This window comes from Streptomyces lancefieldiae, from assembly GCF_031845825.1.
Lineage (GTDB): Bacteria > Actinomycetota > Actinomycetes > Streptomycetales > Streptomycetaceae > Streptomyces > Streptomyces lancefieldiae.
The window spans coordinates 80,723-106,552 of sequence record NZ_JAVRFH010000015.1; the positions used below are offsets into that span (position 1 = coordinate 80,723).

Below are 25,830 nucleotides of genomic sequence, written 5' to 3' on the forward strand. Positions count from 1 at the left end.
GACAGTTGACAAACCAATTCACCAGTCAGTCACTGACACGACATCTCCCTATAGCCTGAACTGCGGAAACGACAACGGGGCGACACGCGAGGAGCGACCTTTTGAAGTCGGCGGACACGGCTCCCCCGCCGGGGCTGCGCGAACGCAAGAAGCAGCGCACCCGGGACGCACTGCTGCGATCGGCCCTCGAACTGTTCACCGAGCAGGGCTACGAGCAGACGACCGTCGACGACATCGCCGAGACGGCCGAGGTGTCGCAGCGGACCTTCTTCCGCTACTTCGCCAGCAAGGAGGAGGCGGCGTTCTTCGTGTCGCGGCTCGCGGAGTCGCACTTCGTCGAGGCGGTACGCCACCGTCCGCGCGGCGAGGCACCGCTGGACGCGCTGCGCCAGGCCCTGGTGGAGAGCTGGGAGACGATAGGCGAGGCCGTCGAGCAGCTGATCCCGCTCGAGCTGCACATGCGCTTCTACCGGGTGATCGAGTCGACGCCCGCGCTGCTCGCCGCCCATCTGCGGCGCGCGACGGAGCTGGAGGAGGAGATCGCCCGTGTCGTCGCCGACCGTGAGGGCCTCGACATGGACGCGGACCCGCGGCCCCGCGTGGTCGTGGCCGTCTTCGGCGCGGTGATGCGGGTGACGGAACGCATCTGGTCGGCGCGGGACGACGCCACGCTCACGGCACTGCGCGACCTGACCACCGCGTACCTCGATCAGGTGGAACCCGCGCTCACCGGGAACTGGCGGAGCGACACCCCGGGACCGGACGGGCGGATCGAAGCCCGTACCACATGAGTGAAACGTGATCCGTGTCACTTGGTCCACGCGCCACCGTCCCGTTCTCCTAGTGTGTCCTCCCAGTGACTTCCTTCGACACCTCCCCGCAGCTGAACGTCTGGCGCGCCGTGCTCGCCCTGGCCGTGGTGTTCGTGATGCTGGCGACCACCGGCTGGACCGCCCTGCGCAACCAGCGGGGTCCCACGGCCCTCGAAGCGTCGGTCGCGGCCTGGGAGCACGGCCGGATCGACGGACGCCGGCTGCCGGACGCGCAGGCGGCTCCCGCCCGGCTGGCCCGCTTCTTCGCCTCGCTCACCGAGCGGCAGCGCACGGCCCTCGCCCGCCGCTACCCCCTCGCCGTCGGCAACATGAACGGCGCCCCCGTCGAGCTGCGCTACACCGCCAACCGCGCCGCGCTCCGCACGGCGCGCACGGTCGAGAGACGTCGCATGCACGACAAGCGGCTGTCCCTGTCCGGGCAGCGCGAGGCGGGCCGCCGCATGCACCGCTACGAGTCGCTGCTGGACCCCGACCGCCGCATCCTCGCCTTCGACCCGGCGGGCCCGGGCAGGATCGCGGAGGTGTTCGGGAACCTGAACCGCGCCGAGCGCGTGTCCGTCGTCGTGCCCGGCGTGGACACCGAGCTCCTCACCTTCCAGCGCACCGACCGCAAGTACTCGGCGCCCGTCGGCATGGCCGAGTCGCTGTACGCGGCCGAGCGCGAGGCGAGCCCGGGCACCCGCACGGCCGTGATCGCCTGGGCCGACTACACCTCGCCCAGCGGCCTCGGCATGGAGGCGGCCACGGCGACCCGCGCCGAACGCGGCGCCGTCCGGCTGAACGCGCTGCTGCGGGCGCTGCCGGGCCGGGCCCCCGTCTCGCTGTTCTGCCACAGCTACGGCTCGGTGGTGTGCGGCGTCGCCGCCGACACGCTGCCCGGCCGGGTGACCGACATAGCGGTGGCCGGCAGCCCGGGCATGCGCGCGGAGAACGCCTCCCGCCTGGACACCTCCGCCCACGTGTGGGCGATGCGGGACGCCGACGACTGGATCCAGGACGTGCCGTACCTGGAGGTCGGCGGGCTCGGGCACGGCTCCGACCCGGTGTCCGCGGCCTTCGGGGCGCGGGTGCTGTCGGCGCGGGGCGCCGAAGGGCACGCCGGCTACTTCGTACCGGGTACGGAGAGCCTGCGGAACTTCGCGGAGATCGGCGTTGGCGCGTACCGGACGGTCGCCTGCGCCGACGACAACGACACATGCCGGGCGGGTTTGTCCGCCGCGGCGACGGCCGGACGCGCGTAGAGGCGCAGAAACTCCGGTTTGCACGGGGAGGGGACGGAAGAGCTCGTGCCGCATACGATGAGCCGCATGGGTGACGTACTGGCCGGATTTCATGCCGCCTGGGAGTTCGAGTCCGACTCCGTGCTCATCCGCTACGAACGGGGGATTCGAACACCCAAGCTTTTCCAGGCCCTGGGAGAACGCCGTGTTCCCCTGGAGGCGATCGCCGGGGTGACGCTCACACCCGGGAAGCGGGGCACCGTCGTACTGCGCGTCGAACCGCGCCCGGGCGCCGATCCACTGATGGAGGCGGCCGCCGGGCAGCTGAAGGAGAGCGGCGACCCGTACCGACTGGTGCTGCCCGCCGAGCGGGAGACGCTCGCGGAGTACTACGCCGACGAGCTGCGGGGGCTGCTCGGCGAGTCCGGCAAGACCGAGCGGTACCTGGTGGCCGCGCCCGAGGCGCCGCTGCAGTTCAAGGCGTACGACGGGAAGGCGTCCTTCGACGGTACGTCGGTGACCTTCCGGTGGTCCTGGACGGGTGCGTCGTCGGCGAAGTGGAAGGCCGGCGACCAGAGTTTCCCGGTCGCCGACCTGGGCGGCGTGGAGTGGCGGTCCCCCGAGGCGTTCGAGGGATACCTGCGGCTGCTTCCCCGGGTCGGGGAGCCGGTCGCCGCGCAGGTCGACCAGGACCCGGCGGCGGTCGTGTTCGGGCTCGGGTACGGGCCCGTGCACGAGTCACTGCCGTTCGCGGCGGCGGTGCTGGCGGCGGTACGGGATCGCGGCGCCGGCTCCGCGGTGCCGGTGCCGGCACCCCGGCGGGACCCCGCGGACATCGCCGAGCGGATCCGGCACCTCGGGGAGCTGCATCAGCAGGGGCTGGTGACGGACGAGGAGTTCTCCTCGAAGAAGGCGGAGTTGCTGGCGGAGCTCTAGCGTCCGCCGGGTGCGGCTTCGCCGACGGGTGCCGGCCGGATGTGCCTGGTCGCGCCCACGCGGCGGGGCCGCACACGAGCACGGCCCCGCGCCCCTCGGGGCTCCGCCGCTCCCCGGTGTCCGGCCCTGAGCGCCGCTACTCCCGGCCCGCCGACGTGAACGTCATGTCCGCGTAGCGGTCGCCCGCCACCTTCCCCGCGATCGGCTCCAGCAGGGACAGCTCGTCCTGTGTCAGGACGATCCGCGCCGCCGCCGTGTTCTCCTCCACCCGCGTCGGCCTGCGGGTGCCCGGGATCGGGATCACCGGCAGGCCGTGCACCCGCGCCCGCTGCTGGGCCCAGGCCAGGGCGATCTGGCCGGGCGTGGCGCCGTGGGCCTCGGCGACCGTGCGGACCGGGTCGAGGAGAGCCGCGTTGGCCGCCGCGTTGTCGCCGGTGAAGCGGGGCTGCTGGCGGCGGAAGTCGCCGGCCGTGAGGTCCTGGTCGGCGTTGCCGAAGGAGCCGGTGAGGAAGCCCCGGCCGAGCGGCGAGTACGCGACGAGGGCCGCGCCCAGCTCCCGGGCGGCCGGCACCACGCCGGCCTCGATGTCCCGGCTGAACAACGACCACTCCGACTGCACGGCGGCGATCGGATGCACCGCCTGCGCGGCCCGCAGCTCCTGGCCCGTCACCTCGCTCAGCCCGAGGTGCTTGACCTTGCCCTCGCGGACGAGCTCGGCCATGACGGCGACGGTCTCCTCGATCGGCACGTTCACGTCGCGCCGGTGCATGTAGTAGAGGTCGATCACGTCGACGTCCAGCCGGCGCAGGCTCGCCTCGACCGCCTGCCGGATGTACGGCGGGTCGTTGCGGATGATCCGCTTCGTCGGGTCGTCCGGCGGGATCGACAGGGCGAACTTGGTCGCGATGACGACCTCGTCGCGGTGGGCCTTGAAGAAGGGCGCGAGGAACCGCTCGTTCTCACCGGCGCCGTACGCGTCGGCCGTGTCGTAGAGCGTGACGCCCAGCTCGAGCGCCCGTTCCAGGGTCGCCCGTGACGCGTCGGCGTCCGAAGGGCCGTATCCGAAGCTCATGCCCATGCAGCCGAGGCCCTGGACGCCCACCTCCGGGCCGCCGTCGCCGAGCCGCGCCGTCGGGATCCTGCTGTCCGTCATCGGGTCCTCTCCCCTTCACGGGCACGTCCGGCGTCCCCGTAGAAACTGATCTTCCGGTCGAGCACGGCGAGGGTGTCCTGGAGCTCGGCGATCCGCGTCAGTACGTCGCGGCGCGTCGACTCGAGGAGTTCCCGCCGGTCGAGGTAGGTGTTCTCGCCCTCGCGCACCAGCTCCGCGTACCGGACCATGTCGGCGACCGGCATGCCGGTCATCCGCAGCTTGCCGACGAAGTCGAGCCAGTCCAGGTCGCGGTTGCTGTAGCGCCGCTGCCCGGTGTGCGAGCGGTCGATGTGGGACATCAGGCCGATGCGCTCGTACCAGCGCAGCGTGTGGGCCGTCAGACCGGTGAAGGCGACGACCTCGCTGATGGTGTAGTGGTCCTGCCCGTCGGGGCGCGGGTGGCGCCGGGGCGGGGCGGAGCAGATGTCCGTTCTGCTGGCGTTCGGCCGGGTCGTCTCGGCCGTGCTCTGCATCACCGTCATGCCCTCCACGCTATGACCTTGGAGTGCACTCCAAGCAAGCGACCGCGGCAAGAAAACGAAGGTAGGAAATCCGCGGGACAGACGGCGGGCCGGTCACTAGCGTGCGGGGCATGAGTCTCGTACGTCGTGCCGTGGCCGAGGACGCGGAGGAAGTGCTCCGGCTGCGTCAGGTGATGATCGATTCGATGACGCCCGCCTCTCCCACCGAGTGGCAGGCCGATTCCCTGCCCGCCCTGCGGGCGAGGCTGGCCGACCCGGACGGCGAGTTCGCGGCGTTCGTCGTCGAGCACCCGGACCGGCCCGGTGCGCTGGCGGCGCTGGTGGTGGGGACACTGGAGTACCGGATCGGCGGGCCGAACAAGCCGCCGGGCGGGCTGATCGGGTACGTCTTCAGCGTCGCGACCGACCCGGACGCCCGGCGCCGCGGGTATGCGCGCGCGTGCATGGACGAGCTGCTGGAGTGGTTCCGCGAGCGGGACGCGAGCCACGTGATGCTCACCGCGTCCCCCGACGCGGAGCCGCTCTACTCGTCCCTCGGGTTCACCCGTGACACGACCCCCTCGATGAGGCTGTACCTCTAGCCGCTTAGGCTCGGTGGCATGTCCTTGAAGAGCCTCGCGCTGACCGAGAACTGGCCGGTTACCACCGCCGCGGCGGGTGTCGTACGAGCCGACGGCACGATCCCGGGAACCCACGGCCCGGTCTCGCACCGCTTCCCCCTCGCCTCGGTCACCAAGCCGCTCGCGGCGTACGCGGCGCTCGTCGCGTACGAGGAGGGCGCGATCGAGCTGGACGAACCCGCCGGGCCGGCCGGGTCGACGGTCCGGCACCTGCTCGCGCACACCTCTGGGCTGGCCTTCGACGAGCACCGGGTGACCGCCCCGCCCGGGGAACGCCGGCTGTACTCCAACGCCGGTTTCGAGCAGCTCGGCGACCACATCGCGAAGGCGGCGGACATGCCGTTCGCCGAGTACGCGCGACAGGCGGTGCTGGAGCCGCTGGGCATGACGGCCACCAGCCTCGACGGTTCCCCGGCGAAGGACGGCGTCTCGACGGTCGACGACCTGCTCCGCTTCGCCGCAGAGGTGCAGGCTCCGCGCCTGCTGGACCCGCGCACGGTCGCCGAGGCGATGACGGTCCAGTACCCGGGCACGAAGGGCGTACTGCCGGGCTACGGCCACCAGAACCCCAACGACTGGGGCCTCGGCTTCGAGATCCGCGACGGGAAGTCCCCGCACTGGACGGGCGCCTCGTCCTCGCCGCGCACCTTCGGGCACTTCGGGCAGTCGGGCACGTTCCTGTGGATCGACCCGGACGCCGGGCTCGCCTGCGTGGCCCTCACCGACCGGGCCTTCGGCCCCTGGGCGGTCGACGTCTGGCCCGCCCTCACGGACGCGGTGCTGGCGGAGCTGCGCGGCTGAGGCCGCAGCCCGATCACGTTCGCCGACCGCCTGCGGCAGCCATACCCCCGCCCGCAGGGTTGGCCGGATTCGTACGCCGTGGCAGGTGCCCCGTTTCCCCGTGTCGGGTACAACCTCGTGTCCGGAGGGGAAGATGTATCAGGAGCACCCCCGTGGGGTGCCGGTACTGGGGGGTGGCGATGACCTGTGCACAGAACGACGGCGGCGACTGGCTCGACCTCGCGGACGCGGTGGGGCTGCTGCGCGACCAGATCCTGGAGGCCCGGCGACGCGCCGGGACGTCGGAGGTCCGGTTCGAGATCGACAACGTGACGGTGGAGTTCGAGCTGGAGCTCGCGCGCAGCCGGGCCGCGGGCGGGGAGCTCCGCTTCGGCGTGGTGGGTGTCAACGGCAAGGGGGAGTCGTCCGAGAGGAAGACCCACCGCGTCTCCCTGGCCCTGCTCCCCCGCACCGGGGGCGGCCCGGTCGAGATCCGGGACATCGACGACGTATGACGGTCCGCTGACGTCGCCTACGGGGGTGGGAAAAGATGTCGTTGGAGCGGGTCACGCTCATACGGACCGTCGAGAATGGGGAGTCGACCTGCGGCTCGGGCTACCTCGTCGCGCCGGGACTGGTGCTCACGGCCGCCCACCTCGTCCCGGCCCGGCCCACCGGGGGACGGGTTGCCGTCGAGCAGCCGCACCGGGGCGCGGAACCGCTGCCGGCCGAGGTCGTCTGGAGGCGGTACGACGACGACGTGGACGCGGCTCTGCTCACCGTTCCGCGTGGCACCGCGGTGCAGCCGCCGGTGCGCTGGGGCGAGCTCGTCACGGAGCTGCCGGACCGCGAGGCCGACACCGCCGGCTTCCCCCGGATGCAGCGCACGCCCGGGGCCCGGTACCTGGAGCAGGCCAGGGGCCGTGTCCACCCCGGCACCGGCCTGCCCGGCCGCCGCTACGAGATCCTCGTCGACACCGCACCCGTGTGGACCGGAGAGGAACCGCCCGGAACCACACCCTGGTCCGGCATGTCGGGAGCCGCGGTCTTCCACAAGGAGCTGCTGATCGGGGTCGTACGCCGCGACCGTCGTCCCGACGGGGGCAGCAGGCTGACCGCCACCCGTGCGGTCGACCTGCTCGACGACCCGGGCTTCCGCACGGCCGTCCACGCCGCGACCGGCGTCCGGCCCCTGCCGGAGCCCGCCGAAGTCGCCCGGCTCCTCACCCCTCCGGCCCCCAGGGACGACGACCGGTCCCCGGCGATGCTGCTGCGAGCGGACGCCGAGGTCGTGCCGTTCCACGGACGGGAGCGGGAACAGGCCGAGTTGGTCAGGTGGTGCGAGGAGGACGGACCGCCGGTGTCCGCGCTGATCCTCGCCGGGGCCGGAGGGCAGGGCAAGAGCCGGCTCGCCCGCTGGCTGGTGACACGGATGACCGAGCGGGGCTGGGTGGCGGGACAGCTCGACCGGCCCGGAGGCATGGGCGAGCCCTCCGTCGCGGACCTGTCGGTGCTCCCGTCGGTCCGGCGCGAGCTGCTGCTGGTCGTCGACTACGCGGAAGGGCGTCCGCAGGAGCTGCGGGAGTTCCTGCGCATCGTCTACCGGCGCTCGCTGAGCACGCCGAAGGTCCGGCTGCTGCTGGTCGCCCGTGCGCCGGGCGCCTGGAACAAGGACCCGATGCGGGCCGACGCCCAGGTGCGCTCGACGCTGAGCGAGGCTCCCGTCATCGAACTGGGCCACGTCGCCGCCCCGGCCCGGGGCCGGCGGGAGACCTTCCGTACAGCGGTGGAGCACTTCGCCCGTCGGCTGGACCTCATGACGGCGATGCAGCCGCCCGCGGACGCGCACGGTGCCCCCACCCGATGGGCCGAGGTCGCCCGGCGCCTGCCCGTGCCCGGCACCCTCGGCGAGGACAGGTACGGCAACCCGCTCGACCTCCAGATGGCCGCGCTGACCGCACTGCTCGACCGGGGCACGGGGCACGCGACCGGCGCCTCGGGCGCGCCCCTGGAGGAAAGGCTCCTCGACCACGAGGCGACGTACTGGGACTGGACTGCCCCCACCTACCGCGTCGACCTGAGCGGCGAGAAACTGAAACGCGCCGTGGCCGCCGCCACCCTGTGCGGCGCCGCCGACCGCGGCGAGGCCCTGCGCACGGTGACCCGGGTTCCCGAGCTGCCCACCGCCCAGCGCTCCGAGATCGCCCTGCTCCTGCACAAGCTCTACCCACCACCGCCCGAGCGTTTCTGGGGACGCCTGCAGCCGGACCGTGTCGCGGAGTTCCTGGCGTGGCAGGCCGTGGAGGAACACGAGGAGTTCCTGGGCGCGATGCTGTCCGGGGCCACGGCGGCCCAGCAGGAACAGCTCCTCATCGACCTGGTGCGGGCCGCGCTCGGGCACGAGAGGGCGGGACGGATCCAGGAGGGCACGCGGCTGCTGCTGCGGATCGAGACGGTCGCCAATGAGGTCGGCGAGCTGCACGCCGACGCGCTGCGCGGTTGCTACTCGGCCCTGCCGGACTGGGACTCGCCTCCGTTGCTGCGCTTCGCGCGATGGCTGACCGGGCGTCTGGTGACGGCCTTCGAGGACCGTGCGGTGCCGCGGGATCCGGCGGAGCGGCGCCAGCACACGGCCGACCTCGCCTGGGCCTGGCACCAGCACTGGAGCTGGTCCCGCGGTCCGGAGAACCCCGGTGGGGAACGCGCGTGGATCCTCACGGCCGTCATGCTGCGCCGTACCCTCGCCGAGGCCGACCCCGCGGCCCACCTGCCCGCGCTGGCCTCGTCGTTGTACGGACTGGGCTATCACTACTCCAAGCAGGGCGACGACGACGCGGCCCTGACCGCCGAGCGGGAATGCGTGAACATCGTGGAGGGCCTCGCACGTGCGGCCCCCCGGGCACACGAGGCATGGCTCGCCTCCGCCCTGCACAACCTGTCGATCACCTGCCGGGACAAGGGGTACTCCCGTACGGCCGACTTCGCCCTGGAGGAGGCCGTCAAGATCCGGGCCAGGCTGATGGAGCCGGCCCCGGACCGTCACCGCCACGACTTCGCCAGGACGCTGGCCGTACTGGCCGACGCCCACGGACGTCAGGGACGGCGCAGGCTGGCGGTCGCCGCCGCACAAGGGGCCGTGCTGCACTACCGGCAGGCCGCGGCGCAGGACCCGGTCTGGGGCCGTCCCCTTCTCGCCTGGGCCCTGGGCGTGGCGGCGAGGTACCGGGCCCAAGTGCCCGACGCGCGCGACCGGTCCGACGCGATCGTCCAGGCGGAGGAGGCCGCGGCCATCCAGCGCCTGCGGGCCCGGCACTATCCCGAGACGTTCGGGACCGACTACGCCTGGGCGCTGGACGACCTGATCACCGGCTGTCTCACGGTCCAGCAGCCCGCGAGGGCACTGCCGCACGCCCGGGAGGCGATCCTCGTCTGGCAGAGCCTCGCCGAGGCCGATCCCGCCCGGGCCGGGAACCTGGCCGAGGCCTGGCAGACGCTGGCGGAGGTGTACCGCAGCCTCGGCGACCGGGGACGAGCCCTGGCGGCGATACGCCGGGCCGTCGACCTGTACCGCCGGCTCCCGGACGCCTCGGCGGACCATCGCCACCAGCTCGCCCACCATCTGTGGACCTGGGCCTACATCTGTCTGGACACGGCGGACGCCCGCCACGCCGCTCACCTCGTCGCCGGGATCCGGCCCGCCCGGGAATCACTGGCCATCCTGCGCCGGCTGCACGGCGGTCGGCACCGATATCCGGACGGATCGCCGTTCGGAGCGGCCGGAACGCTGCACGAACTGGAAAGGCGCCTCGGCAGAGTCCCCTCACGTGCGCGGGACGACTGGCGCTGAGGCCCGGATCGGGAAGGAAACACCGCGATGGCGGAGGAACTCAACGGCGAGACCATCAGCTCCAGACTGGACGCCTACCTCGAATCGGAGGCGGAGACGGAATCCGTGGCCGACGCGCTTCTCTTCTCCAGCCTGGAGGAGTTCGTCGAGGACTACGTGACGCAGGTCATACGCCTTCCGTACGGCGAGGTCCCGCTCGCGTGGTGTCCGAGCTGGTGGGCGCACCCGGAGGCGGTGGCCCGCCTCACGACGATGTGGCGCGCGATGGAGTACCTCAGGGACGACGTGGCCCTGGGGATGTCCGTCTGGTGGCGCGACCACTTCGACCCGCACATGCGCATGCTCCGCGATCCGCTGGCCGGCCCGTTCGCGGCGTGCCGGCAGGCGGGCGGCCACATCGACCAGCCCCCACTGCCGACGGAGGCCCCACCGAGCGGGATGCTCGACCACCCGGCGTTCTCGCTGGAGGCGGCGCTGGCCGAAGAAGCGCCGACCGCCGAGGAGATCCGCAACTCCCCACGCCCGTGGCTCGGCTGGATCGCCCTCACCATGCCCCCGGACAACGACACCGTCTAGCCCCGCTGGGCGGCCCCCATCTCCCACATCAGGAGCTCGGCGTCCGTCGCGCCGACCGCCGTCAGCTCCCGTGCCGCCGTGAGGCGGGCCGCGTCGCCGGAGGCGAGGGTCTCACCGCCGAGGGTCACCTCGCCCCGCACGACGTGCACGTACACGTACGCCCCGTCCGGCACCGCCGTCCGCTCGCCCGGCGCCAGGCGCCGCACGTGGAGCATCGCCCCGGCCTCGGGGACGGCGTACGGGGTGGAGTCGGCGATGCCCCGGACGACCTCGTAGAACGGGTCGCCGCCGGGCTGGAGCGGGGCCAGCCACATCTGGACGAAGGTCAGCGGGGTGGAGCCGTCGTTGCGCTCGACGTGGCGGACGCCGGCCGCCGAGCCGAGGCGCTGCACGTCCCCGGCGCGGACGACCGTCTCGTGGCCCGCCGTGTCCCGGTGGGTCAGCTCGCCCTCCACCACCCACGTGACGATCTCGGTGTGGCTGTGCGGGTGCTCGTCGAAGCCGGCGCCGGGCGCCAGGCGCTCCTCGTTGCAGGCGATCAGCGCCCCGAAGCGGAGGTTGTCGGGGTCGTAGTGGGGTCCGAAGGAGAAGGCGTGCCGCGACGCGATGCCCGCCGCCGCGTCGCCTCCGGGGTAGCGCGCGTCGGCGCGCCGTACGTCCATCACAGCGTCCACCGTAGACCCGGCGGCACGTGCTCCCGTCCTGATAAGGCAGTCTTGTCCCCGTGCCCGAACCCGAAACCAGCAAGCCCCAGCCCGCGGCGCGCGCCGTCCACCCGCACGTCGCGACCCTGAAGCGGCTGGAGCAGTCCTCCGGATCCCTCGCCGCGCAGGCCATCGCGCGGATGGACGAGACGCTGCCGTGGTACCGGGCCATGCCACCGGAGAACCGTTCCTGGATCGGGCTGGTCGCACAGGCGGGCATCGCCGCCTTCACCGAGTGGTTCCGGCACCCGGAGACCCCGCAGGCCATCTCCACCGATGTCTTCGGCACCGCGCCGCGCGAGCTGACCCGGGCGATCACGCTGCGGCAGACCGTCGAGATGGTGCGGACGACCATCGAGGTGATGGAGTCCGCCATCGACGAGGTGGCGGCTCCCGGCGACGAGTCCGTCCTGCGCGAGGCGCTGCTCGTGTACGCCCGGGAGATCGCCTTCGCGACCGCCCAGGTGTACGCGCAGGCCGCCGAGGCACGCGGTGCCTGGGACGCGCGGCTGGAGTCCCTGGTCGTGAACGCCGTGCTCAGCGGCGAGGCCGACGAGGGGGCCGTGTCCCGGGCCGCCGCGCTGGGCTGGAACTCGCCCGACCACGTCTGCGTGGTGCTGGGCACCGCCCCCGACGGGGACTCCGAGCTGACCGTGGAGGCCATCCGGCGGGCCGCCCGGCACGCCAAGCTCCAGGTGCTGACCGGGGTGCTCGGCGACCGGCTGGTGGTGATCGCGGGAGGCAGCGACAACCCGCTCGCGGTCGCGAAGTCGCTGATCGGGCCGTTCGCCCAGGGCCCGGTGGTGGCCGGTCCGGTGGTGCCGGACCTGCTGGCCGCGACCCGGTCCGCGCAGGCCGCCGCCGCCGGTCTCAAGGCGTGCACCGCCTGGCCGGACGCCCCGCGCCCGGTGCTGGCGGACGATCTGCTGCCGGAGCGCGCGATCGCCTCCGACCCCTCGGCCCGCGAGCAGTTGGTGGAGGAGATCTACAGACCGTTGGAGGAGGCCGGGGCGGCTCTGCTGGAGACGCTCAGCGTCTATCTCGAACAGGCGAGCAGTCTGGAGGGCGCCGCCCGGATGCTCTTCGTTCACCCGAACACCGTGCGCTACCGGCTCCGACGTGTGACTGACGTCACCGGATGGTCACCCTCTGATGTACGGTCTGCGTTCACACTGCGGATCGCGCTCATCCTGGGGCGTCTGGCCGACGGAGATCCGCATCTCTAAGCTTTTGTCGGGGGTCCACAAAACCCCCTCGTGTTCTTCGTCCCTGTCCCCACGGGCGGTCGTGGCCGTCCTCAAGAGAGAGTGTGAGAGTGCTCGTACTCGTCGCTCCCGGCCAGGGCGCCCAGACGCCCGGCTTCCTGACTGACTGGCTCGCCCTTCCCGGCGCCGCTGACCGCGTCGCCGCGTGGTCCGACGCCATTGGACTCGATCTCGCCCACTACGGCACCAAGGCCGACGCGGACGAGATCCGTGACACGTCCGTCGCCCAGCCGCTGCTCGTCGCCGCCGGGATCCTCTCGGCCGCGGCACTCGGTGACATCGCCGACATCGCGCCGGGCGCGGTCGCCGGCCACAGTGTCGGTGAGATCACGGCCGCCGCGTTCGCGGGGGTCCTCGGCGACACCGCCGCGCTGACCCTCGTACGCCGTCGGGGCCTGGCCATGGCCGAGGCCGCCGCGGTGACCGAGACCGGCATGTCGGCGCTGCTCGGCGGCGACCCCGAGGTGAGCGTGGCACACCTGGAGAAGCTCGGCCTGACCCCGGCGAACGTGAACGGCGCCGGTCAGATCGTGGCGGCAGGCACCATGGAACAGCTGGCCGCGCTGAGCGAGGCCAAGCCCGAGGGTGTGCGCAAGGTCGTCCCGCTGAAGGTGGCCGGCGCGTTCCACACGCACCACATGGCGCCCGCGGTGGACGCGCTCGCCGAGGCCGCGAAGGCGCTCACGCCGGCCGACCCGAAGGTGACGTACGTCTCCAACAAGGACGGGCAGGCCGTCGCCACCGGCACCGAGGTGCTGCAGCGGCTGGTCGGCCAGGTCGCCAACCCGGTCCGCTGGGACCTGTGCATGGAGACCTTCAAGGAGCTCGGCGTGACCGCCCTGATCGAGGTGTGCCCCGGCGGGACGCTGACCGGTCTGGCCAAGCGCGCGCTGCCCGGGGTGAAGACGCTGGCCCTGAAGACCCCCGCCGACCTCGACGCGGCCCGCGAGATCATCGCCGAGCACGCCGAGCAGGCCTGACAAGGAGCGCGAGAGCATGTCGAAGATCAAGCCCAGCAAGGGCGCCCCGTACGCGCGCATCCTCGGTGTCGGCGGTTACCGCCCGACCCGGGTCGTGCCGAACGAGGTGATCCTCGAGAAGATCGACTCGTCCGACGAGTGGATCCGCTCGCGCTCCGGCATCGAGACGCGGCACTGGGCGTCGCCCGAGGAGACCGTCGCGGCGATGTCGATCGAGGCCTCCGGCAAGGCCATCGCCGACGCCGGGATCGACGCGGAGCAGATCGGCGCCGTGGTCGTGTCGACCGTGTCGCACTTCAGCCAGACCCCGGCCGTCGCCACCGAGATCGCGGACAAGCTGGGCACGAACAAGGCGGCGGCCTTCGACATCTCGGCGGGCTGCGCGGGCTTCGGTTACGGGCTGACGCTGGCCAAGGGCATGGTGGTGGAAGGGTCCGCCGAGTACGTCCTCGTCATCGGCGTGGAGCGGCTCTCCGACCTGACCGACCTGGAGGACCGGGCCACGGCCTTCCTGTTCGGCGACGGCGCCGGCGCGGTCGTGGTCGGCCCGTCCCAGGAGCCGGCGATCGGCCCGACCGTCTGGGGTTCGGAGGGCGACAAGTCCGAGACGATCAAGCAGACGGTCCCGTGGGACCGCTTCCGGATCGGCGACCTCTCCGAGCTGCCCCTCGACAGCGAGGGCAACGTCAAGTTTCCTGCGATCACGCAGGAGGGCCAGGCGGTGTTCCGCTGGGCCGTGTTCGAGATGGCGAAGGTCGCCCAGCAGGCGCTGGACGCGGCCGGGATCACCCCGGACGAGCTGGACGTCTTCATCCCGCACCAGGCCAACGTGCGGATCATCGACTCGATGGTGAAGACGCTGAAGCTGCCGGAGCACGTCATGGTCGCCCGTGACATCCGCACCACCGGCAACACCTCGGCCGCCTCGATTCCGCTCGCGATGGAGCGGCTTCTGGCGACCGGCGAGGCGAAGAGCGGCGACACCGCGCTCGTCATCGGCTTCGGGGCGGGTCTCGTCTACGCCGCGACGGTCGTTACCCTCCCCTAGGCACTCCGTGCCGGATCATGCGGTCCGGGGCGGAGACCAGCACCACCCGCCGCCGACGCGGCGGGCTGCCACACCCTCTGGAACATCTACGAAGGAGCGCCGTCATGGCCGCCACTCAGGAAGAGATCGTCGCCGGTCTCGCCGAGATCGTGAACGAGATCGCCGGCATCCCGGTTGAGGACGTCCAGCTGGACAAGTCCTTCACCGACGACCTGGACGTCGACTCGCTGTCCATGGTCGAGGTCGTCGTCGCCGCCGAAGAGCGTTTCGACGTCAAGATCCCGGACGAGGACGTCAAGAACCTCAAGACCGTCGGTGACGCGACCGGCTACATCCTCAAGCACCAGGGCTGATCGACCGATCACTGCCTCTGGGCTGACTGCCCCGCCACCCGGCGGTGGCGCCGTACGAATCCGTATCCCGTTGGAGAAAGAATTCCCGTGAGCTCGACCAATCGCACCGTGGTCGTCACCGGTATCGGCGCAACCACACCGCTGGGTGGCGACGCAGCCTCGACCTGGGAGGGCCTGGTGGCCGGCAAGTCCGGCGTCAAGCCCCTGGAGCAGGAGTGGGCCGCCGACCAGGCGGTCCGCATCGCCGCTCCGGTCGCCGTGGACCCCTCCGGGGTCATCCCGCGGCCCCAGGCCCGCCGACTGGACCGCTCGGCGCAGTTCGCGCTGATCGCGGCCCAGGAGGCCTGGCAGGACGCCGGCTTCACCGGCAAGGCAGGCGAAGACGGAAGCATCGACCCCGACCGGCTCGGTGCCGTCATCGCCTCCGGCATCGGCGGCGTGACGACCCTGCTGGACCAGTACGACGTGCTCAAGGAGAAGGGCGTCCGCCGCGTCTCCCCGCACACCGTCCCCATGCTGATGCCGAACGGCCCGTCGGCCAACGTCGGGCTGGCCGTGGGCGCCCGGGCGGGCGTGCACACGCCCGTCTCCGCCTGCGCGTCGGGTGCCGAGGCCATCGGCTACGCCATCGAGATGATCCGCACCGGCCGCGCCGACGTCGTCGTCGCGGGTGGCACGGAGGCGGCGATCCACCCGCTGCCCATCGCCGCGTTCGGCAACATGATGGCGATGTCCAAGAACAACGACGACCCGCAGGGTGCCTCGCGCCCCTTCGACACGGGTCGCGACGGCTTCGTCCTCGGTGAGGGCGCCGGCGTCATCGTCCTGGAGTCCGCCGAGCACGCCGCGGCGCGCGGTGTCCGCGTCTACGCGGAGGCGGTCGGTCAGGGCATCTCCGCCGACAGCCACGACATCGTGCAGCCGGAGCCGGAGGGCCGTGGCATCTCGGCCGCGCTGCAGCACCTGCTGGAGCGCACCGACCTGGACCCCGCCGAGATCGTGCACGTCAACGCGCACGCCACCTCGACGCCGGCCGGTGACATCGCCGAGCTGAAGGCGCTGCGCAAGGTCTTCGGTGACGACGCCGACCACATGGCGGTCTCCGGCACCAAGTCGATGACCGGTCACCTCCTCGGTGGCGCGGGCGGCGTGGAGTCCGTCGCGACGGTGCTCGCGCTGTACCACCGGGTGGCGCCGCCGACCATCAACGTCGAGAACCTCGACCCCGAGGCCGAGGCCGCCGCGGACATCGTGCGCGGCGAGGCCCGGAAGCTGCCCGTCGAGGGCCGTATCGCCGCGCTGAACGACTCGTTCGGGTTCGGCGGGCACAACGTGGTGCTGGCGTTCCGGACGGTCTGAGCGACGTCCCTACGTGTGTGAAGGGCCCCCACCGGTCGGTGGGGGCCCTTCACGCGTGGCAGGGGCGTCTCACACCACCTGGTGCAGCCAGCGGACCGGCGCGCCCTCGCCCGCGTAGCGGAACGGCTCCAGTTCGTCGTCCCAGGGCTTGCCGAGGAGCTTGGCGATGTCGGACTCCAGGTCGCTCTCCTCGCGCCGGGAGCGGGCCAGGGCGGCACGCAGCCGGTCCTCGGGGATGAGGATGTCGCCGTGGATGCCGGTGACGGCGTGGAAGATGCCGAGCTCGGGCGTGCAGCTGTAGCGTTCGCCCTCGGCGTTCGCGGACGGTTCCTCGGTGACCTCGAAGCGCAGCAGCTGCCAGCCCCGCAGGGCGGAGGCGAGCTTGGAGGCGGTGCCGGGCCGGCCCTTCCAGGAGAACTCCGAGCGCCAGGTGCCGGGCGCGGCGGGCTGCCGGATCCAGTCGAGGCTGACGCGCGTGCCGAGCACCCCGGCGACGGCCCACTCGACGTGCGGGCAGAGCGCGCGCGGCGCGGAGTGCACGTACAGGACTCCACGTGTCGTCACCGGAACCTCCGGGCTGAGCGGGACATCTCGGAACGGGTGGAACGGGTGGAACGGGCGTGGCCGGGCGGCCACGTTCATGGCGAGGCTACCGTGCGACGGGGCAAGGAGTGTGACGTACCGTCGGTCCCGGTGCCGACAAACCTCCGCCATTCACCCGGCAGGACGCTTGTACGGGTGTGAGGCGTTGCATCGCGGCCCGTGGGAACCTCCGCGCGGTGTCATGGGTTGAGGACGTTGGAGGCACGAGGCGAGGGGTGGGACCGGTATGGGTCAGCGGACGGACCAGGGGACGCGCGGCGGCCGTCGCCGTGCGCGTGCCGTACTCGCCGTCCTGACCGCCGCCGTCCTGGGCGTGGCCGGCTGTGACGCGGCCGGCGGCGATTCCCCCGGCCCCTCCGGTACCGGGTCGAAGCAGCCGAAGCCCGCCCCGGCCTGGGACACGAGCCCCGCGTCCGTCGCGGCGGTGGGTGACTCCATCACGCGCGGCTTCGACGCCTGCACGGTGCTGTCCGACTGCCCCGAGGTCTCGTGGGCGACCGGCAGCAGTGCCGAGGTCGACAGTCTCGCCGTGCGGCTGCTGGGGGAGGCGGGCGCGGCCGAGCGGAGCTGGAACTACGCGGTCACCGGGGCCCGGATGGCGGATCTGCCCGGGCAGGTGACGCGGGCGGCGGCGCGCAGGCCGGAGCTGGTCGCGGTGATGATCGGGGCGAACGACGCCTGCCGGGCCACGACCGCGGCGATGACCCCGGTGGCCGACTTCCGGGCCCGGTTCGAGGAGGCCATGGCCACCCTGCGCCGGGAACTGCCCAAGGCGCAGGTGTACGTGGCGAGCATCCCGGACCTGAAGCGGCTGTGGTCGCAGGGGCGCACCAATCCGCTGGGCAAGCAGGTGTGGAAGCTGGGCATCTGCCCGTCGATGCTGGGCGACGCGGACGCCCTGGACTCGGCGGCGACGCTGCGGCGCAACACGGTGCAGGACCGGGTGGAGGACTACAACAGGGTCCTGCGGGAGGTCTGCGCGAAGGACCGCAAGTGCCGCACGGACGGTGGCGCGGTGCACGAGTACCGGTTCGGCACCGACCAGCTGAGCCGCTGGGACTGGTTCCACCCGAGTGTGGACGGCCAGGCCCGGCTGGCGGAGATCGCCTATCGCGCCGTCACCACGAAACACTCCTGACCTGCACGTGTCCTAGAGTTCCGCACATGAACGAACTCTTCGGCACACTTTCCGACGGCACCCCGGTCCACCGCTGGACCCTGGAGCGGGCCGGCGTACGGGTACGGGTCCTGTCGTACGGCGGGATCGTGCAGTCGGCCGAGGTTCCGGACCGGGACGGGAACACCGCCGACGTGGTGCTGGGGTTCGCGGACCTGGACGGCTACACGGCCCACCCGGAGCCGTACTTCGGTGCGCTGGTCGGGCGGTACGCCAACCGGATCGCGGGCGGCCGTTTCCCACTGGACGGGCGCACGTACGCGCTGGCGCTCAACAACGGGCCGAACTCGCTGCACGGCGGTGAGCGCGGTTTCGACAAGCGCGTGTGGGACGCGGAGCCCGTCGGGGACGGTGCGCACGGCGTCCGGCTGAGCCGGGTCAGCCCGCACGGCGAGGAGGGCTTCCCGGGCCGCGTGGAGGTCTCGGCGACGTACACGCTGGAGGAGTCGGGCGCGCTGCGGATCGCGTACGAGGCGGTCACCGACGCGCCGACCGTGCTGAACCCGACCAACCACAGCTACTTCAACCTGGGCGGCTCCGGTCACGCGGGCGGCCACGAGCTGCGGCTCGCCGCCTCCCGGATCACCCCGGTCGACGCGGACCTGATCCCGACGGGTGCCCTCGCGGACGTGGCGGGCACGCGTTTCGACTTCCGGCAGGCCCGCAAGGTCGGTTCGGGCTACGACCACAACTTCGTCCTGGACAAGGGCGTGACGGACGCCGCCGTGGAGGTCGCCGAGCTGTACGACCCGGCGTCGGGGCGCGTGCTGTCGGTGGCGACGACCGAGCCCGGTCTCCAGCTCTACACCGCCGACCATCTGGACGCGCCCTTCGCCCCCGGCGACGGCATCGCGCTGGAGACGCAGCACTTCCCCGACTCCCCGAACCGGCCGGAGTTCCCGAGCACGGTGCTGCGGCCGGGCGAGGTGTTCCGCTCGGAGACGGTGTACGGCTTCTCGGTGCGGTAGCCCGTGCGGTGCCGGGCCCACCGGTGCCGAACCCTGGTACCGAGCGCCGGTACCGAGCCCGTGTACTGAGCCCCGGCCCGGATGTCAGGTCCCGGGCCGGGGCTGTTCGAGGGGGCGCGCCGTGGACGGTCCCGGATCAGACGGTAATCGCCGCGCTGATCCGACGGCCCGCGTTCGAGCGCCCGCTCGCCACTTCGTACGAACCCTTCACAAACACCCACGATCGGGTCGCCACACCGTCAGTGCGTCGAGGCCGGCCCCGAGTTGACCGCCTGGCCGGCGGAGCCGCCGTCGGCCGTGTCGTCGTCGCCCTCGCGGGTCTCCTCTCCCAGCAGCTCGCGGGCGAGGAGGGTGGCGCCCGCGACCGCGCCCGGCATCAGGAACACCGCGACGAACGGCACCAGGAAGGCGAGGCCCAGCGGCGTGCCGAAGCCCCAGACCAGCGTCTTGCGGGAGCGCAGCAGGGCGAGCCGGTCGCGCAGCTCGACCCCGCGGCGCTGGAGGGCGACGGCGGCGAGTTCCTCGGTGAGGAAGAAGCCGGTGACGAAGAAGCCGACCACCGGGACGACCGTCTGGCCGACGACCGGGATGAAGCCGAGGGCGAAGAGCAGCACGCCCCAGACGGCGGCGCGGACGAGGACCCGGAGGCTGTCCCGGCCGGAGATCCACAGCTCGCGCCAGAGCGGCAGGTGCGACTCGGGGGCGGTGCCGTCCGGGGAGACGTCGCGGTCGACCCGTTCGGAGAGGCTCTCGTAGAAGGGCTGGCCGACCAGCAGGGTGACCGCGGTGAAGGTGAGGACGGCCAGGAGCAGGGCGAGGGCGAACAGGACGGCGGTGAGGAAGCCGCGGAAGAGTCCGAGCCAGGGGCTCGACCAGTCGTCGGCGAAGGGGGTCGCCCAGGCGACGAAGTCCGTGCCCCACAGCGCCAGCGCGACCAGCGCCGCCGCGTAGAGCACCAGTGTGATCAGGCCCGGGAGGAGCCCGAAGCCGTAGCTCTTGCCGTGCCGGGCCACCCAGCGCTGGCCCTTCAGGAGATGGCCGAATCCCGCCCCAAGATCACGCATGGACGGAACTCTACCGGTCGGCGCCGACGGGGCACGGGGCGGCGCTCACGGTGTGAACGCCGCCCCGCGGGAGCCCCGGCACCGGTCAGGCGAGCGTCACGGTGATGTCGCCGCGGGTCGCCTTCGAGTACGGGCAGACCTGGTGGGCCTTCTCCACCAGCGACCGCGCGGTGGCGGCGTCCACGGCCGGGATCTCGGCGGAGATCTCGACCATGATGCCGAACCCGTCGTCGTTCTTGCCGATCCCGACCTTCGCGGTGACGGTCGAACCGGTGATGTCGGCGCCCTCCTGGCGGGCCACGACACCGAGCGCGCCCTGGAAGCAGGCGCTGTACCCGGCGGCGAACAGCTGCTCCGGGTTGGTGCCGGCGCCGGTGCCGCCCATCTCCTTGGGCGGGTTCACGACCACGTCGAGCTTGCCGTCATCGGTGGCCACGCGCCCGTCGCGGCCGTTCTCGGCGGTGGCCACGGCGGTGTAGAGGACCTCGGACTGCTGAATCGGCATTGCGGTGTCTTCCTCCTCGGTCCGCCGTGACTCGCGCCCACGATCACGACGGATTTCGGAAAGACGCTACCGCATGCCGGAAACTCCAGGAAGGCCCACTCTCCCACGCGGGGGTGTCACAGCTTGACGATCATCTTGCCGGTGTTGTCGCCGCGCAGGACGCCGAGGAACGCCTCCAGGTTGTTCTCGATGCCCTCGACGACCGTCTCGCGGTACTTCAGCTCACCGGAGCGGATCCAGGGGCCGACCTCCTGGACGAACTGCGGCTGGAGGTCGTAGTGGTCGCCGACCAGGAAGCCCTCGATGCGGCCGCGGGTCTGGATCAGGCGCGCGAGGTTCTTCGGGCCCGGGGCGGGCTCGGTGTTGTTGTAGACGGAGATCATGCCGCAGACGGCGATGCGGCCGCCCCGGTTGAGGGATCCGATGGCGGCCTCCAGGTGGTCGCCGCCCACGTTGTCGAAGTACACGTCGATGCCGTCCGGGGCGGCGGCGCGGAGCTGCTCGGCCACCGGGCCGTCCTTGTAGTTGAAGGCGGCGTCGAAGCCGTACTCGTCGACGAGCAGCTTGACCTTCTCGTCCGAGCCGGCCGAGCCGATGACCCGGGAGGCGCCCTTGAGCTTCGCGATCTGCCCCACCTGGCTGCCGACGGCACCGGCCGCGCCGGAGACGAAGACCGCGTCGCCCTCCTTGAAGGCGGCGGTGCGCAGCAGGCCGGCGTAGGCGGTGAGCCCGGTCATGCCGAGCACGCCGAGGTACGTCGACAGCGGCGCGGCCTGCGGGTCCACCTTGACGGCGTTCTCGGCGTCCACGGCGGCGTACTCGCGCCAGCCGAAGAAGTGCAGGACGTGGTCGCCGACGGCGATGCCCTCGGCGTTGGAGGCGACGACCTCGCCGACCGCGCCGCCCTGCATGACCTTGCCGACCTCGAAGGGGGCGACGTAGGACTTGGCGGCGCTCATGCGGCCGCGCATGTAGGGGTCGACGGACACGTACTCGTTGCGGACCAGCACCTGCCCCTCACCCGGGGTGGGCAGCTCGGCCTCGACGAGCTCGAAGTCCTCGGGCTTGGGCCAGCCGACCGGGCGGCTGACGAGGTGCCATTCGCGGTTGACGGTGGGGAGGGCGGGGGAGTCGGTCATGGGGCACCTTTCCTGGAACGCGGATGTCTCGGTCTCCGAGGCGCTTCGGCCTGTGACGCTTCGGCCTCCGAGATGCTTCAGCTTCTGAAATGTTTCGGTCTCTGAAACAACCATGCGTCTGCACATTTCAGGTTGTCAAACAAATGAGTACCCTTGTTTCCATGGCCACACCACGCGACACCCCCCGCCGACCCGACGCTCTCACCCTGGAAGTCGTCGAGCTGATCGGCGAGGTCGTGGCCCGCTTCCACGCCGACTACGAGGAGGCGGCCACGGAACGCGCCCTGACCGGGGCGCAGGCCAAGCTGCTCAGCCTGCTGTCGCTGGAGCCGCTGCCGATGCGGAAGCTGGCGCAGAAGCTGAAGTGCGAGCCGTCGAACGTGACCGGGATCGTGGATCGGCTGGAGGCCCGCGGCCTGGTCGAACGACGCCCGGATCCCGGCGACCGCCGGGTCAAGGTGGCGGCGGCGACGGACGAGGGGCGGCGCGTGGCGCGGGGGCTGCGGGAGTCGCTGCGGTTCGCGCGGGAGCCGCTGGCGGGGCTGTCGGAGGCGGAGCGGGTCGCTCTGCGGGACGCGCTGCGCAGGATGCTGGACGCGGGCGACGGGCCGGGCGTGCCCCTCGACTGACCCTGCCCCCGGCGGCCGTCGGGGCAACGCTCACCCCGTCCCGGCGGTCGTCGGGGCAACGTACACCCCGTCCCGGCGGTCGTACGGTCATGCGCTCCCGCTGCGGTCTTCGGCCTCACCACCGGTGTCGTCCCGGTGCCCGTGCGGCCGGTACGCGTGCTCGTCGGTCGGTGAGCCCCCTCCGGCCGGCGCGGGAGGGTGCCTCAGGTGCACCACCACAGGAAGCGGTCGCACGTTTCGGTCGGGGTCGGGTCCGGCGAGTTCGTCGGGGTGGGGCTCGTGGTCGGGGCCGGGTCCTGCGACTGGGGCGGCGCGGCCGGCGGGTCCGGGGTCGGGCCCGTCTCCGGCGCCGACGGCGGGGGTGAGGAGGGGTTCTCGGGCTCGTCCGCCGTCCCCGTCCCGGACGCGTCCGGGGACGGCGACGCCGACGCCGACACCGTTGTCGAGGCGGTCGCGCCGGCGGACGGTGCGCCCGCGGTGGTCCGCGTCCCCGATGCCCCGTCGACTGGTGCGGCCGACGCCTCCCCGGTCTCCCCCGCCTCTCCCACCTCCCGCGTCGCTCCGCCGTCCGCCGTCTCGCCGCCGGCGGCGGCCGGCTTCGCCTGGGAGCCCGGGGCGTCGAGGCCGAGTTCCGCGAGGCTCAGTCCTCCGGCGGCCAGGACGAAGCCCGCGGTGACGAGCAGGGCCCGGCGGCGGCGTCGGCGGTGTGCGGCGGCCTTGCGGTCGCGGCGGCCGGCCCTGCCGCCGCGGTCGGCCGGGGCCGCGTCGTCGGAGCCATCACCCGGATGACCGTCGGAGGCGCCGTCGGAGGCGCCGTCGGAGGCGCCGTCGGAGGCGCCGTCGGAGGCGCCGTCGGAGGCGCCGTCGGAGGCGCCGTCGGAGGCGCCGTCGGAGGCGCCGTCGGAGGCATCGGGCTCGCCGGTGGCCCGTGGCGGACGTTCCTCACGTTCCGTCAAGGACGCACCGGACGCGCCCAGTTCTTCGACGGGCGTGCCACAGCCCGGGCAGGCGAGGGCGCCGTTGAGGTGCCGTCGGCACGGGTGGCAGTAGTCCATGACGCGGGAAGGTTAAGTTCCGCAACGGCCGTGTTCCTAGAGGCGGCTGTGAAGGTTGTGTGGGAAAGCGCCCGGGAGCCTCCCACCCCGGTACTTTCGAAACTGCCGAAACCGTTATGTGTCCGACCCATTGACACTCCCGCCGCCCCCTCCTTACTGTCACGCCAGCATTTCGAACGAGTGACGAAATATCGAACACAGTGAAGGGCAACCGCCGTGCGCATCACCGGAATCAGCACACACGTGGTCGGGACGCCGTGGCGCAACCTGACCTACGTCCAGGTGCACACCGACGAGGGCATCACTGGAGTCGGCGAGACCCGGATGCTGGGGCACACCGACGCTCTCCTCGGCTATCTGAAGGAGGCCGAGGCCAACCACATTCTCGGTTCGGACCCGTTCGCTGTCGAGGACCTGGTCCGCCGCATGAAGTACGGCGACTACGGCCGCGCGGGTGAGATCGTGATGTCCGGTATCGCCGTGGTCGAGATGGCCTGCTGGGACATCAAGGGCAAGGCCCTCGGCGTCCCCGTCTGGCAGCTGCTGGGTGGCAAGGTCACCGACAAGGTGAAGGCGTACGCCAACGGGTGGTACACCACCGAGCGGACCCCGGAGGCGTACCACAAGGCCGCGCAGGGGGTCATGGAGCGCGGGTACCGGGCCCTGAAGATCGACCCCTTCGGCACCGGGCACTTCGAGCTCGACCACGCGGAGACCCTGTACGCCGTGTCGCTGATCGAGGCCGTACGGGACGCCATCGGGCCCGAGGCCGAGCTGATGCTGGAGATGCACGGGCGGTTCTCGCCCTCCACCGCCGTCCGGCTCGCCAAGGAGCTGGCGCCCTTCAAGCCGGCCTGGCTGGAGGAGCCGGTCCCGCCGGAGAACCTCAGGGCGCTCAAGAAGGTCGCCGAGAAGGTGGACATCCCGGTCGCCACGGGTGAGCGCATCCACGACCGGATCGAGTTCCGCGAGCTGTTCGAGGACCAGTCCGTGGACATCATCCAGCCCGACGTCGGCCACATCGGCGGCATCTGGGAGACCCGCAAGCTCGCCGCCACCGCCGAGACCCACTACACGCTGGTGGCGCCGCACAACGTGGGCGGGCCGGTCCTGACCGCCGCCAGCCTCCAGGTCGGCTTCACCTCCCCGAACTTCAAGATCCTGGAGCACTTCAACGACTTCGCCGACGCGGAGATCAAGAAGGTCGTCAAGGGCGCGCCCCAGGTGAACCCGGAGGACGGCTGCTTCCACCTCTCCGACGCCCCGGGTCTCGGCGTCGAGCTGGACACCGACGCCGCGGCCGAGTTCCCGCAGCAGCAGGCACGGTTCGACCTGTGGGCCGAGGGCTGGGAGCAGCGCAAGCCCAAGGGGACGCAGGCATGAGCGAGGCGGTCGTCATCGAGGCGCCGGGGGTGCACCGGCTCGTCGCGCACGAGCCGCGCGAGCCCGGGCCCGGCGAGGCACTGGTGAGGGTGCACGCCGCCGGGATCTGCGGCAGCGACCGCGAGGTCTACCAGGGCAACCGGCCCGAGGGGTACGTGCGTTACCCGCTCACCCCTGGGCACGAGTGGTCCGGGACCGTGGAGCGGGTCGGCGCCGGGGTGCCCGCGTCGCTCGTCGGGCGCGGGGTCGTCGGTGAGGGGTTCCGCAACTGCCAGGTGTGCGACCGCTGCCACGCGGGCGAGACGACGCTGTGCACGGCGGGGTACGAGGAGACGGGGTTCACCCAGCCGGGGGCCATGGCGCCCACGCTGACGCTGCCCGCCCGCCTCCTGCACGTCCTGCCGGACGACGCCGACCTCACCGCCGCCGCCCTCCTGGAGCCGGCCGCCTGCATCGCCGCCGCCGCGCTCAAGGCGAACGCCCGCCCCGGCGAGCGGGTCGCCGTCGTCGGCACCGGCACGCTCGGCATGTTCGCCGTGCAGTTCCTGCGCGCCGCCTCCCCGGCCGAACTGCTGGTCGTCGGCACGCGCGGCGACCGGGAGGCGCTGGCGCGCCAGTACGGCGCGACCGACTTCCGCACGAAGGACCAGCTGCTCCCCGACGACTTCGACGTCGTGATCGAGACCGCCGGGTCCGCCGACGCCGCCCGCACCGCGGCCGCGCTGCTGCGCAGGGGCGGGCGGCTGGTGCTGACCGGTATCCCGGCAGCGGGCGCCGACGGGCTCGACCCCACCGACCTGGTCGTACGGCAGCTGGAGGTGCACACCGTCTTCGGGGCACCGCCGGACGCCTGGGCGCACACGGTGCGGGTCTTCGCGGCCGGTCTGCTCGACCCGCGACCGCTGGTGACGCACGAGCTGCCGCTCGCCGAGTTCCCGCAGGCCATCGAGCTGGTGGGGTCCGGCGATCCGAAGGTCGGCAAGGTGCTGCTGCATCCCTGACCCCCACCCCTGAGCCGTACGCCGGTACGGGGGCGACCTGACGGTCTCCGTACCGGCGTACATCCACTTCCCGAGGTTTCCCGTACCTCACGCCGCGAACTCTGTCCGACATCTCGAACGCGACGTGTCGAGCACGACGTACCGAACATG

Annotated in this window: 26 protein-coding genes; 18 read left to right on the forward strand and 8 right to left on the reverse strand. The window is 72.3% G+C overall.

Annotated elements, in window-relative coordinates; translation table 11 throughout:
* The first annotated feature begins 101 nt into the window (after nucleotides 1-101).
* From RM812_RS17555 to RM812_RS17565, 3 genes are all read left to right on the forward strand, one after another.
* Complete coding sequence (locus RM812_RS17555; RefSeq protein ID WP_311573515.1) at nucleotides 102-791, forward strand: TetR family transcriptional regulator; 690 nt, start codon at nucleotides 102-104, stop codon at nucleotides 789-791.
* Nucleotides 792-856: 65 nt separating this feature from the next.
* On the forward strand, nucleotides 857-2,074 hold the full coding sequence (locus RM812_RS17560; protein WP_311573516.1) for an alpha/beta hydrolase family protein: 1,218 nt from the start codon (nucleotides 857-859) through the stop codon (nucleotides 2,072-2,074).
* 66 nt (nucleotides 2,075-2,140) lie between these two features.
* Nucleotides 2,141-2,989: a DUF4429 domain-containing protein gene (locus RM812_RS17565; protein ID WP_311573517.1), complete on the forward strand. Its 849-nt coding sequence runs from the start codon at nucleotides 2,141-2,143 to the stop codon at nucleotides 2,987-2,989.
* A gap of 136 nt (nucleotides 2,990-3,125) precedes the next feature.
* Here RM812_RS17565 and RM812_RS17570 read toward each other — a convergent pair whose 3' ends face one another.
* Nucleotides 3,126-4,142: an aldo/keto reductase gene (locus tag RM812_RS17570; protein ID WP_311573518.1), complete on the reverse strand. Its 1,017-nt coding sequence runs from the start codon at nucleotides 4,140-4,142 to the stop codon at nucleotides 3,126-3,128.
* Nucleotides 4,139-4,624 carry a MerR family transcriptional regulator gene (locus RM812_RS17575; protein WP_311573519.1) on the reverse strand — a complete coding sequence of 162 codons (486 nt, stop codon included), beginning with the start codon at nucleotides 4,622-4,624 and terminating at the stop codon, nucleotides 4,139-4,141. The genes RM812_RS17570 and RM812_RS17575 overlap by 4 nt, the downstream gene beginning before the upstream one ends.
* A 110-nt stretch (nucleotides 4,625-4,734) precedes the next feature.
* Between RM812_RS17575 and RM812_RS17580 the strand changes: the two genes are divergently transcribed.
* From RM812_RS17580 to RM812_RS17600, 5 genes are all read left to right on the forward strand, one after another.
* Nucleotides 4,735-5,205, forward strand: coding sequence for a GNAT family N-acetyltransferase (locus RM812_RS17580; protein ID WP_311573520.1), 471 nt, complete (start codon nucleotides 4,735-4,737; stop codon nucleotides 5,203-5,205).
* An 18-nt stretch (nucleotides 5,206-5,223) separates the two neighbouring features.
* Complete coding sequence (locus tag RM812_RS17585) at nucleotides 5,224-6,045, forward strand: serine hydrolase domain-containing protein (protein ID WP_311573521.1); 822 nt, start codon at nucleotides 5,224-5,226, stop codon at nucleotides 6,043-6,045.
* Between the two features lie 179 nt (nucleotides 6,046-6,224).
* Nucleotides 6,225-6,539: a trypco2 family protein gene (locus RM812_RS17590; RefSeq protein ID WP_311573522.1), complete on the forward strand. Its 315-nt coding sequence runs from the start codon at nucleotides 6,225-6,227 to the stop codon at nucleotides 6,537-6,539.
* A 35-nt stretch (nucleotides 6,540-6,574) separates the two neighbouring features.
* Nucleotides 6,575-9,871, forward strand: a complete 3,297-nt coding sequence (locus RM812_RS17595) for a trypsin-like peptidase domain-containing protein (protein ID WP_311573523.1) — start codon at nucleotides 6,575-6,577, stop codon at nucleotides 9,869-9,871.
* A gap of 27 nt (nucleotides 9,872-9,898) precedes the next feature.
* Nucleotides 9,899-10,447: a DUF4913 domain-containing protein gene (locus tag RM812_RS17600; RefSeq protein ID WP_311573524.1), complete on the forward strand. Its 549-nt coding sequence runs from the start codon at nucleotides 9,899-9,901 to the stop codon at nucleotides 10,445-10,447.
* Here RM812_RS17600 and RM812_RS17605 read toward each other — a convergent pair.
* Entirely contained in the window at nucleotides 10,444-11,109 is a 666-nt protein-coding gene (locus RM812_RS17605; RefSeq protein WP_311573584.1) for a pirin family protein, read from the reverse strand. The two genes, RM812_RS17600 and RM812_RS17605, sit on opposite strands and share 4 nt — an antisense overlap.
* A 62-nt stretch (nucleotides 11,110-11,171) precedes the next feature.
* Between RM812_RS17605 and fasR the strand changes: the two genes are divergently transcribed.
* The 5 genes from fasR to RM812_RS17630 all read left to right on the forward strand — a co-directional run bounded on the left by fasR (nucleotide 11,172) and on the right by RM812_RS17630 (nucleotide 16,156).
* Nucleotides 11,172-12,377: a fatty acid biosynthesis transcriptional regulator FasR gene (gene fasR, locus RM812_RS17610; RefSeq protein WP_311573525.1), complete on the forward strand. Its 1,206-nt coding sequence runs from the start codon at nucleotides 11,172-11,174 to the stop codon at nucleotides 12,375-12,377.
* 89 nt (nucleotides 12,378-12,466) lie between these two features.
* Nucleotides 12,467-13,396, forward strand: a complete 930-nt coding sequence (locus tag RM812_RS17615) for an ACP S-malonyltransferase (protein WP_311573526.1) — start codon at nucleotides 12,467-12,469, stop codon at nucleotides 13,394-13,396.
* A gap of 16 nt (nucleotides 13,397-13,412) precedes the next feature.
* A complete protein-coding gene (locus RM812_RS17620; RefSeq protein ID WP_311573527.1) occupies nucleotides 13,413-14,444 on the forward strand; it encodes a ketoacyl-ACP synthase III in 1,032 nt (343 codons plus the stop codon).
* A gap of 104 nt (nucleotides 14,445-14,548) precedes the next feature.
* Nucleotides 14,549-14,797 (forward strand): acyl carrier protein, encoded by a 249-nt coding sequence (locus RM812_RS17625; RefSeq protein WP_102908939.1) that lies wholly within the window; start codon nucleotides 14,549-14,551, stop codon nucleotides 14,795-14,797.
* A gap of 87 nt (nucleotides 14,798-14,884) precedes the next feature.
* Nucleotides 14,885-16,156, forward strand: a complete 1,272-nt coding sequence (locus RM812_RS17630; protein ID WP_311573528.1) for a beta-ketoacyl-[acyl-carrier-protein] synthase family protein — start codon at nucleotides 14,885-14,887, stop codon at nucleotides 16,154-16,156.
* A 69-nt stretch (nucleotides 16,157-16,225) separates the two neighbouring features.
* On the opposite strand, the gene RM812_RS17635 is transcribed toward RM812_RS17630, so the two are convergent.
* The gene (locus RM812_RS17635) at nucleotides 16,226-16,720 is read right to left on the reverse strand and encodes a DUF3145 domain-containing protein (protein WP_311573529.1); all 495 of its coding nucleotides are present in this window, start codon (nucleotides 16,718-16,720) and stop codon (nucleotides 16,226-16,228) included.
* A 265-nt stretch (nucleotides 16,721-16,985) separates the two neighbouring features.
* Here RM812_RS17635 and RM812_RS17640 point away from each other — a divergent pair, with 265 nt between their 5' ends.
* Together RM812_RS17640 and RM812_RS17645 are read left to right on the forward strand one after the other, a co-directional pair.
* Nucleotides 16,986-17,897 (forward strand): SGNH/GDSL hydrolase family protein, encoded by a 912-nt coding sequence (locus RM812_RS17640; protein ID WP_311573530.1) that lies wholly within the window; start codon nucleotides 16,986-16,988, stop codon nucleotides 17,895-17,897.
* Nucleotides 17,898-17,923: 26 nt separating this feature from the next.
* Nucleotides 17,924-18,904: an aldose epimerase family protein gene (locus RM812_RS17645; RefSeq protein ID WP_311573531.1), complete on the forward strand. Its 981-nt coding sequence runs from the start codon at nucleotides 17,924-17,926 to the stop codon at nucleotides 18,902-18,904.
* A 239-nt stretch (nucleotides 18,905-19,143) separates the two neighbouring features.
* On the opposite strand, the gene RM812_RS17650 is transcribed toward RM812_RS17645, so the two are convergent.
* The 3 genes from RM812_RS17650 to RM812_RS17660 form a co-directional block, all read right to left on the reverse strand.
* A complete protein-coding gene (locus tag RM812_RS17650; RefSeq protein ID WP_311573532.1) occupies nucleotides 19,144-19,968 on the reverse strand; it encodes an EI24 domain-containing protein in 825 nt (274 codons plus the stop codon).
* A gap of 85 nt (nucleotides 19,969-20,053) precedes the next feature.
* Complete coding sequence (locus tag RM812_RS17655; RefSeq protein WP_311573533.1) at nucleotides 20,054-20,473, reverse strand: organic hydroperoxide resistance protein; 420 nt, start codon at nucleotides 20,471-20,473, stop codon at nucleotides 20,054-20,056.
* A gap of 116 nt (nucleotides 20,474-20,589) precedes the next feature.
* Nucleotides 20,590-21,612, reverse strand: a complete 1,023-nt coding sequence (locus RM812_RS17660; RefSeq protein ID WP_311573534.1) for an NADP-dependent oxidoreductase — start codon at nucleotides 21,610-21,612, stop codon at nucleotides 20,590-20,592.
* Nucleotides 21,613-21,773: 161 nt separating this feature from the next.
* Here RM812_RS17660 and RM812_RS17665 point away from each other — a divergent pair, with 161 nt between their 5' ends.
* Entirely contained in the window at nucleotides 21,774-22,241 is a 468-nt protein-coding gene (locus tag RM812_RS17665) for a MarR family winged helix-turn-helix transcriptional regulator (RefSeq protein WP_311573535.1), read from the forward strand.
* 203 nt (nucleotides 22,242-22,444) lie between these two features.
* Here the strand turns inward: RM812_RS17665 and RM812_RS17670 are convergent, their stop codons facing one another.
* Nucleotides 22,445-23,296: an SCO2400 family protein gene (locus tag RM812_RS17670; protein ID WP_311573536.1), complete on the reverse strand. Its 852-nt coding sequence runs from the start codon at nucleotides 23,294-23,296 to the stop codon at nucleotides 22,445-22,447.
* Nucleotides 23,297-23,512: 216 nt separating this feature from the next.
* Here RM812_RS17670 and RM812_RS17675 point away from each other — a divergent pair, with 216 nt between their 5' ends.
* Both RM812_RS17675 and RM812_RS17680 read left to right on the forward strand, forming a co-directional pair.
* Nucleotides 23,513-24,679, forward strand: a complete 1,167-nt coding sequence (locus RM812_RS17675) for a mandelate racemase/muconate lactonizing enzyme family protein (RefSeq protein ID WP_311573537.1) — start codon at nucleotides 23,513-23,515, stop codon at nucleotides 24,677-24,679.
* Entirely contained in the window at nucleotides 24,676-25,680 is a 1,005-nt protein-coding gene (locus RM812_RS17680) for a zinc-dependent alcohol dehydrogenase (RefSeq protein WP_311573538.1), read from the forward strand. The genes RM812_RS17675 and RM812_RS17680 overlap by 4 nt, the downstream gene beginning before the upstream one ends.
* Nucleotides 25,681-25,830: the final 150 nt, after the last annotated feature.

What these genes read in the sequence shown, in the direction of transcription:
- RM812_RS17620 (WP_311573527.1), top strand. Translation starts at nt 13,413, where the DNA reads ATGTCGAAGATCAAGCCCAGCAAGGGCGCCCCGTACGCGCGCATCCTC.
- RM812_RS17665 (WP_311573535.1), top strand. Translation starts at nt 21,774, where the DNA reads ATGGCCACACCACGCGACACCCCCCGCCGACCCGACGCTCTCACCCTG.
- RM812_RS17595 (WP_311573523.1), top strand. Translation starts at nt 6,575, where the DNA reads ATGTCGTTGGAGCGGGTCACGCTCATACGGACCGTCGAGAATGGGGAG.
- RM812_RS17580 (WP_311573520.1), top strand. Translation starts at nt 4,735, where the DNA reads ATGAGTCTCGTACGTCGTGCCGTGGCCGAGGACGCGGAGGAAGTGCTC.
- RM812_RS17600 (WP_311573524.1), top strand. Translation starts at nt 9,899, where the DNA reads ATGGCGGAGGAACTCAACGGCGAGACCATCAGCTCCAGACTGGACGCC.
- RM812_RS17625 (WP_102908939.1), top strand. Translation starts at nt 14,549, where the DNA reads ATGGCCGCCACTCAGGAAGAGATCGTCGCCGGTCTCGCCGAGATCGTG.
- RM812_RS17645 (WP_311573531.1), top strand. Translation starts at nt 17,924, where the DNA reads ATGAACGAACTCTTCGGCACACTTTCCGACGGCACCCCGGTCCACCGC.
- RM812_RS17605 (WP_311573584.1), bottom strand. Translation starts at nt 11,109, where the DNA reads ATGGACGTACGGCGCGCCGACGCGCGCTACCCCGGAGGCGACGCGGCG.
- RM812_RS17640 (WP_311573530.1), top strand. Translation starts at nt 16,986, where the DNA reads ATGGGTCAGCGGACGGACCAGGGGACGCGCGGCGGCCGTCGCCGTGCG.
- RM812_RS17655 (WP_311573533.1), bottom strand. Translation starts at nt 20,473, where the DNA reads ATGCCGATTCAGCAGTCCGAGGTCCTCTACACCGCCGTGGCCACCGCC.
- RM812_RS17585 (WP_311573521.1), top strand. Translation starts at nt 5,224, where the DNA reads ATGTCCTTGAAGAGCCTCGCGCTGACCGAGAACTGGCCGGTTACCACC.
- RM812_RS17680 (WP_311573538.1), top strand. Translation starts at nt 24,676, where the DNA reads ATGAGCGAGGCGGTCGTCATCGAGGCGCCGGGGGTGCACCGGCTCGTC.
- RM812_RS17590 (WP_311573522.1), top strand. Translation starts at nt 6,225, where the DNA reads ATGACCTGTGCACAGAACGACGGCGGCGACTGGCTCGACCTCGCGGAC.
- RM812_RS17670 (WP_311573536.1), bottom strand. Translation starts at nt 23,296, where the DNA reads ATGGACTACTGCCACCCGTGCCGACGGCACCTCAACGGCGCCCTCGCC.
- RM812_RS17565 (WP_311573517.1), top strand. Translation starts at nt 2,141, where the DNA reads ATGGGTGACGTACTGGCCGGATTTCATGCCGCCTGGGAGTTCGAGTCC.
- RM812_RS17650 (WP_311573532.1), bottom strand. Translation starts at nt 19,968, where the DNA reads ATGCGTGATCTTGGGGCGGGATTCGGCCATCTCCTGAAGGGCCAGCGC.
- RM812_RS17575 (WP_311573519.1), bottom strand. Translation starts at nt 4,624, where the DNA reads ATGACGGTGATGCAGAGCACGGCCGAGACGACCCGGCCGAACGCCAGC.
- RM812_RS17570 (WP_311573518.1), bottom strand. Translation starts at nt 4,142, where the DNA reads ATGACGGACAGCAGGATCCCGACGGCGCGGCTCGGCGACGGCGGCCCG.
- RM812_RS17660 (WP_311573534.1), bottom strand. Translation starts at nt 21,612, where the DNA reads ATGACCGACTCCCCCGCCCTCCCCACCGTCAACCGCGAATGGCACCTC.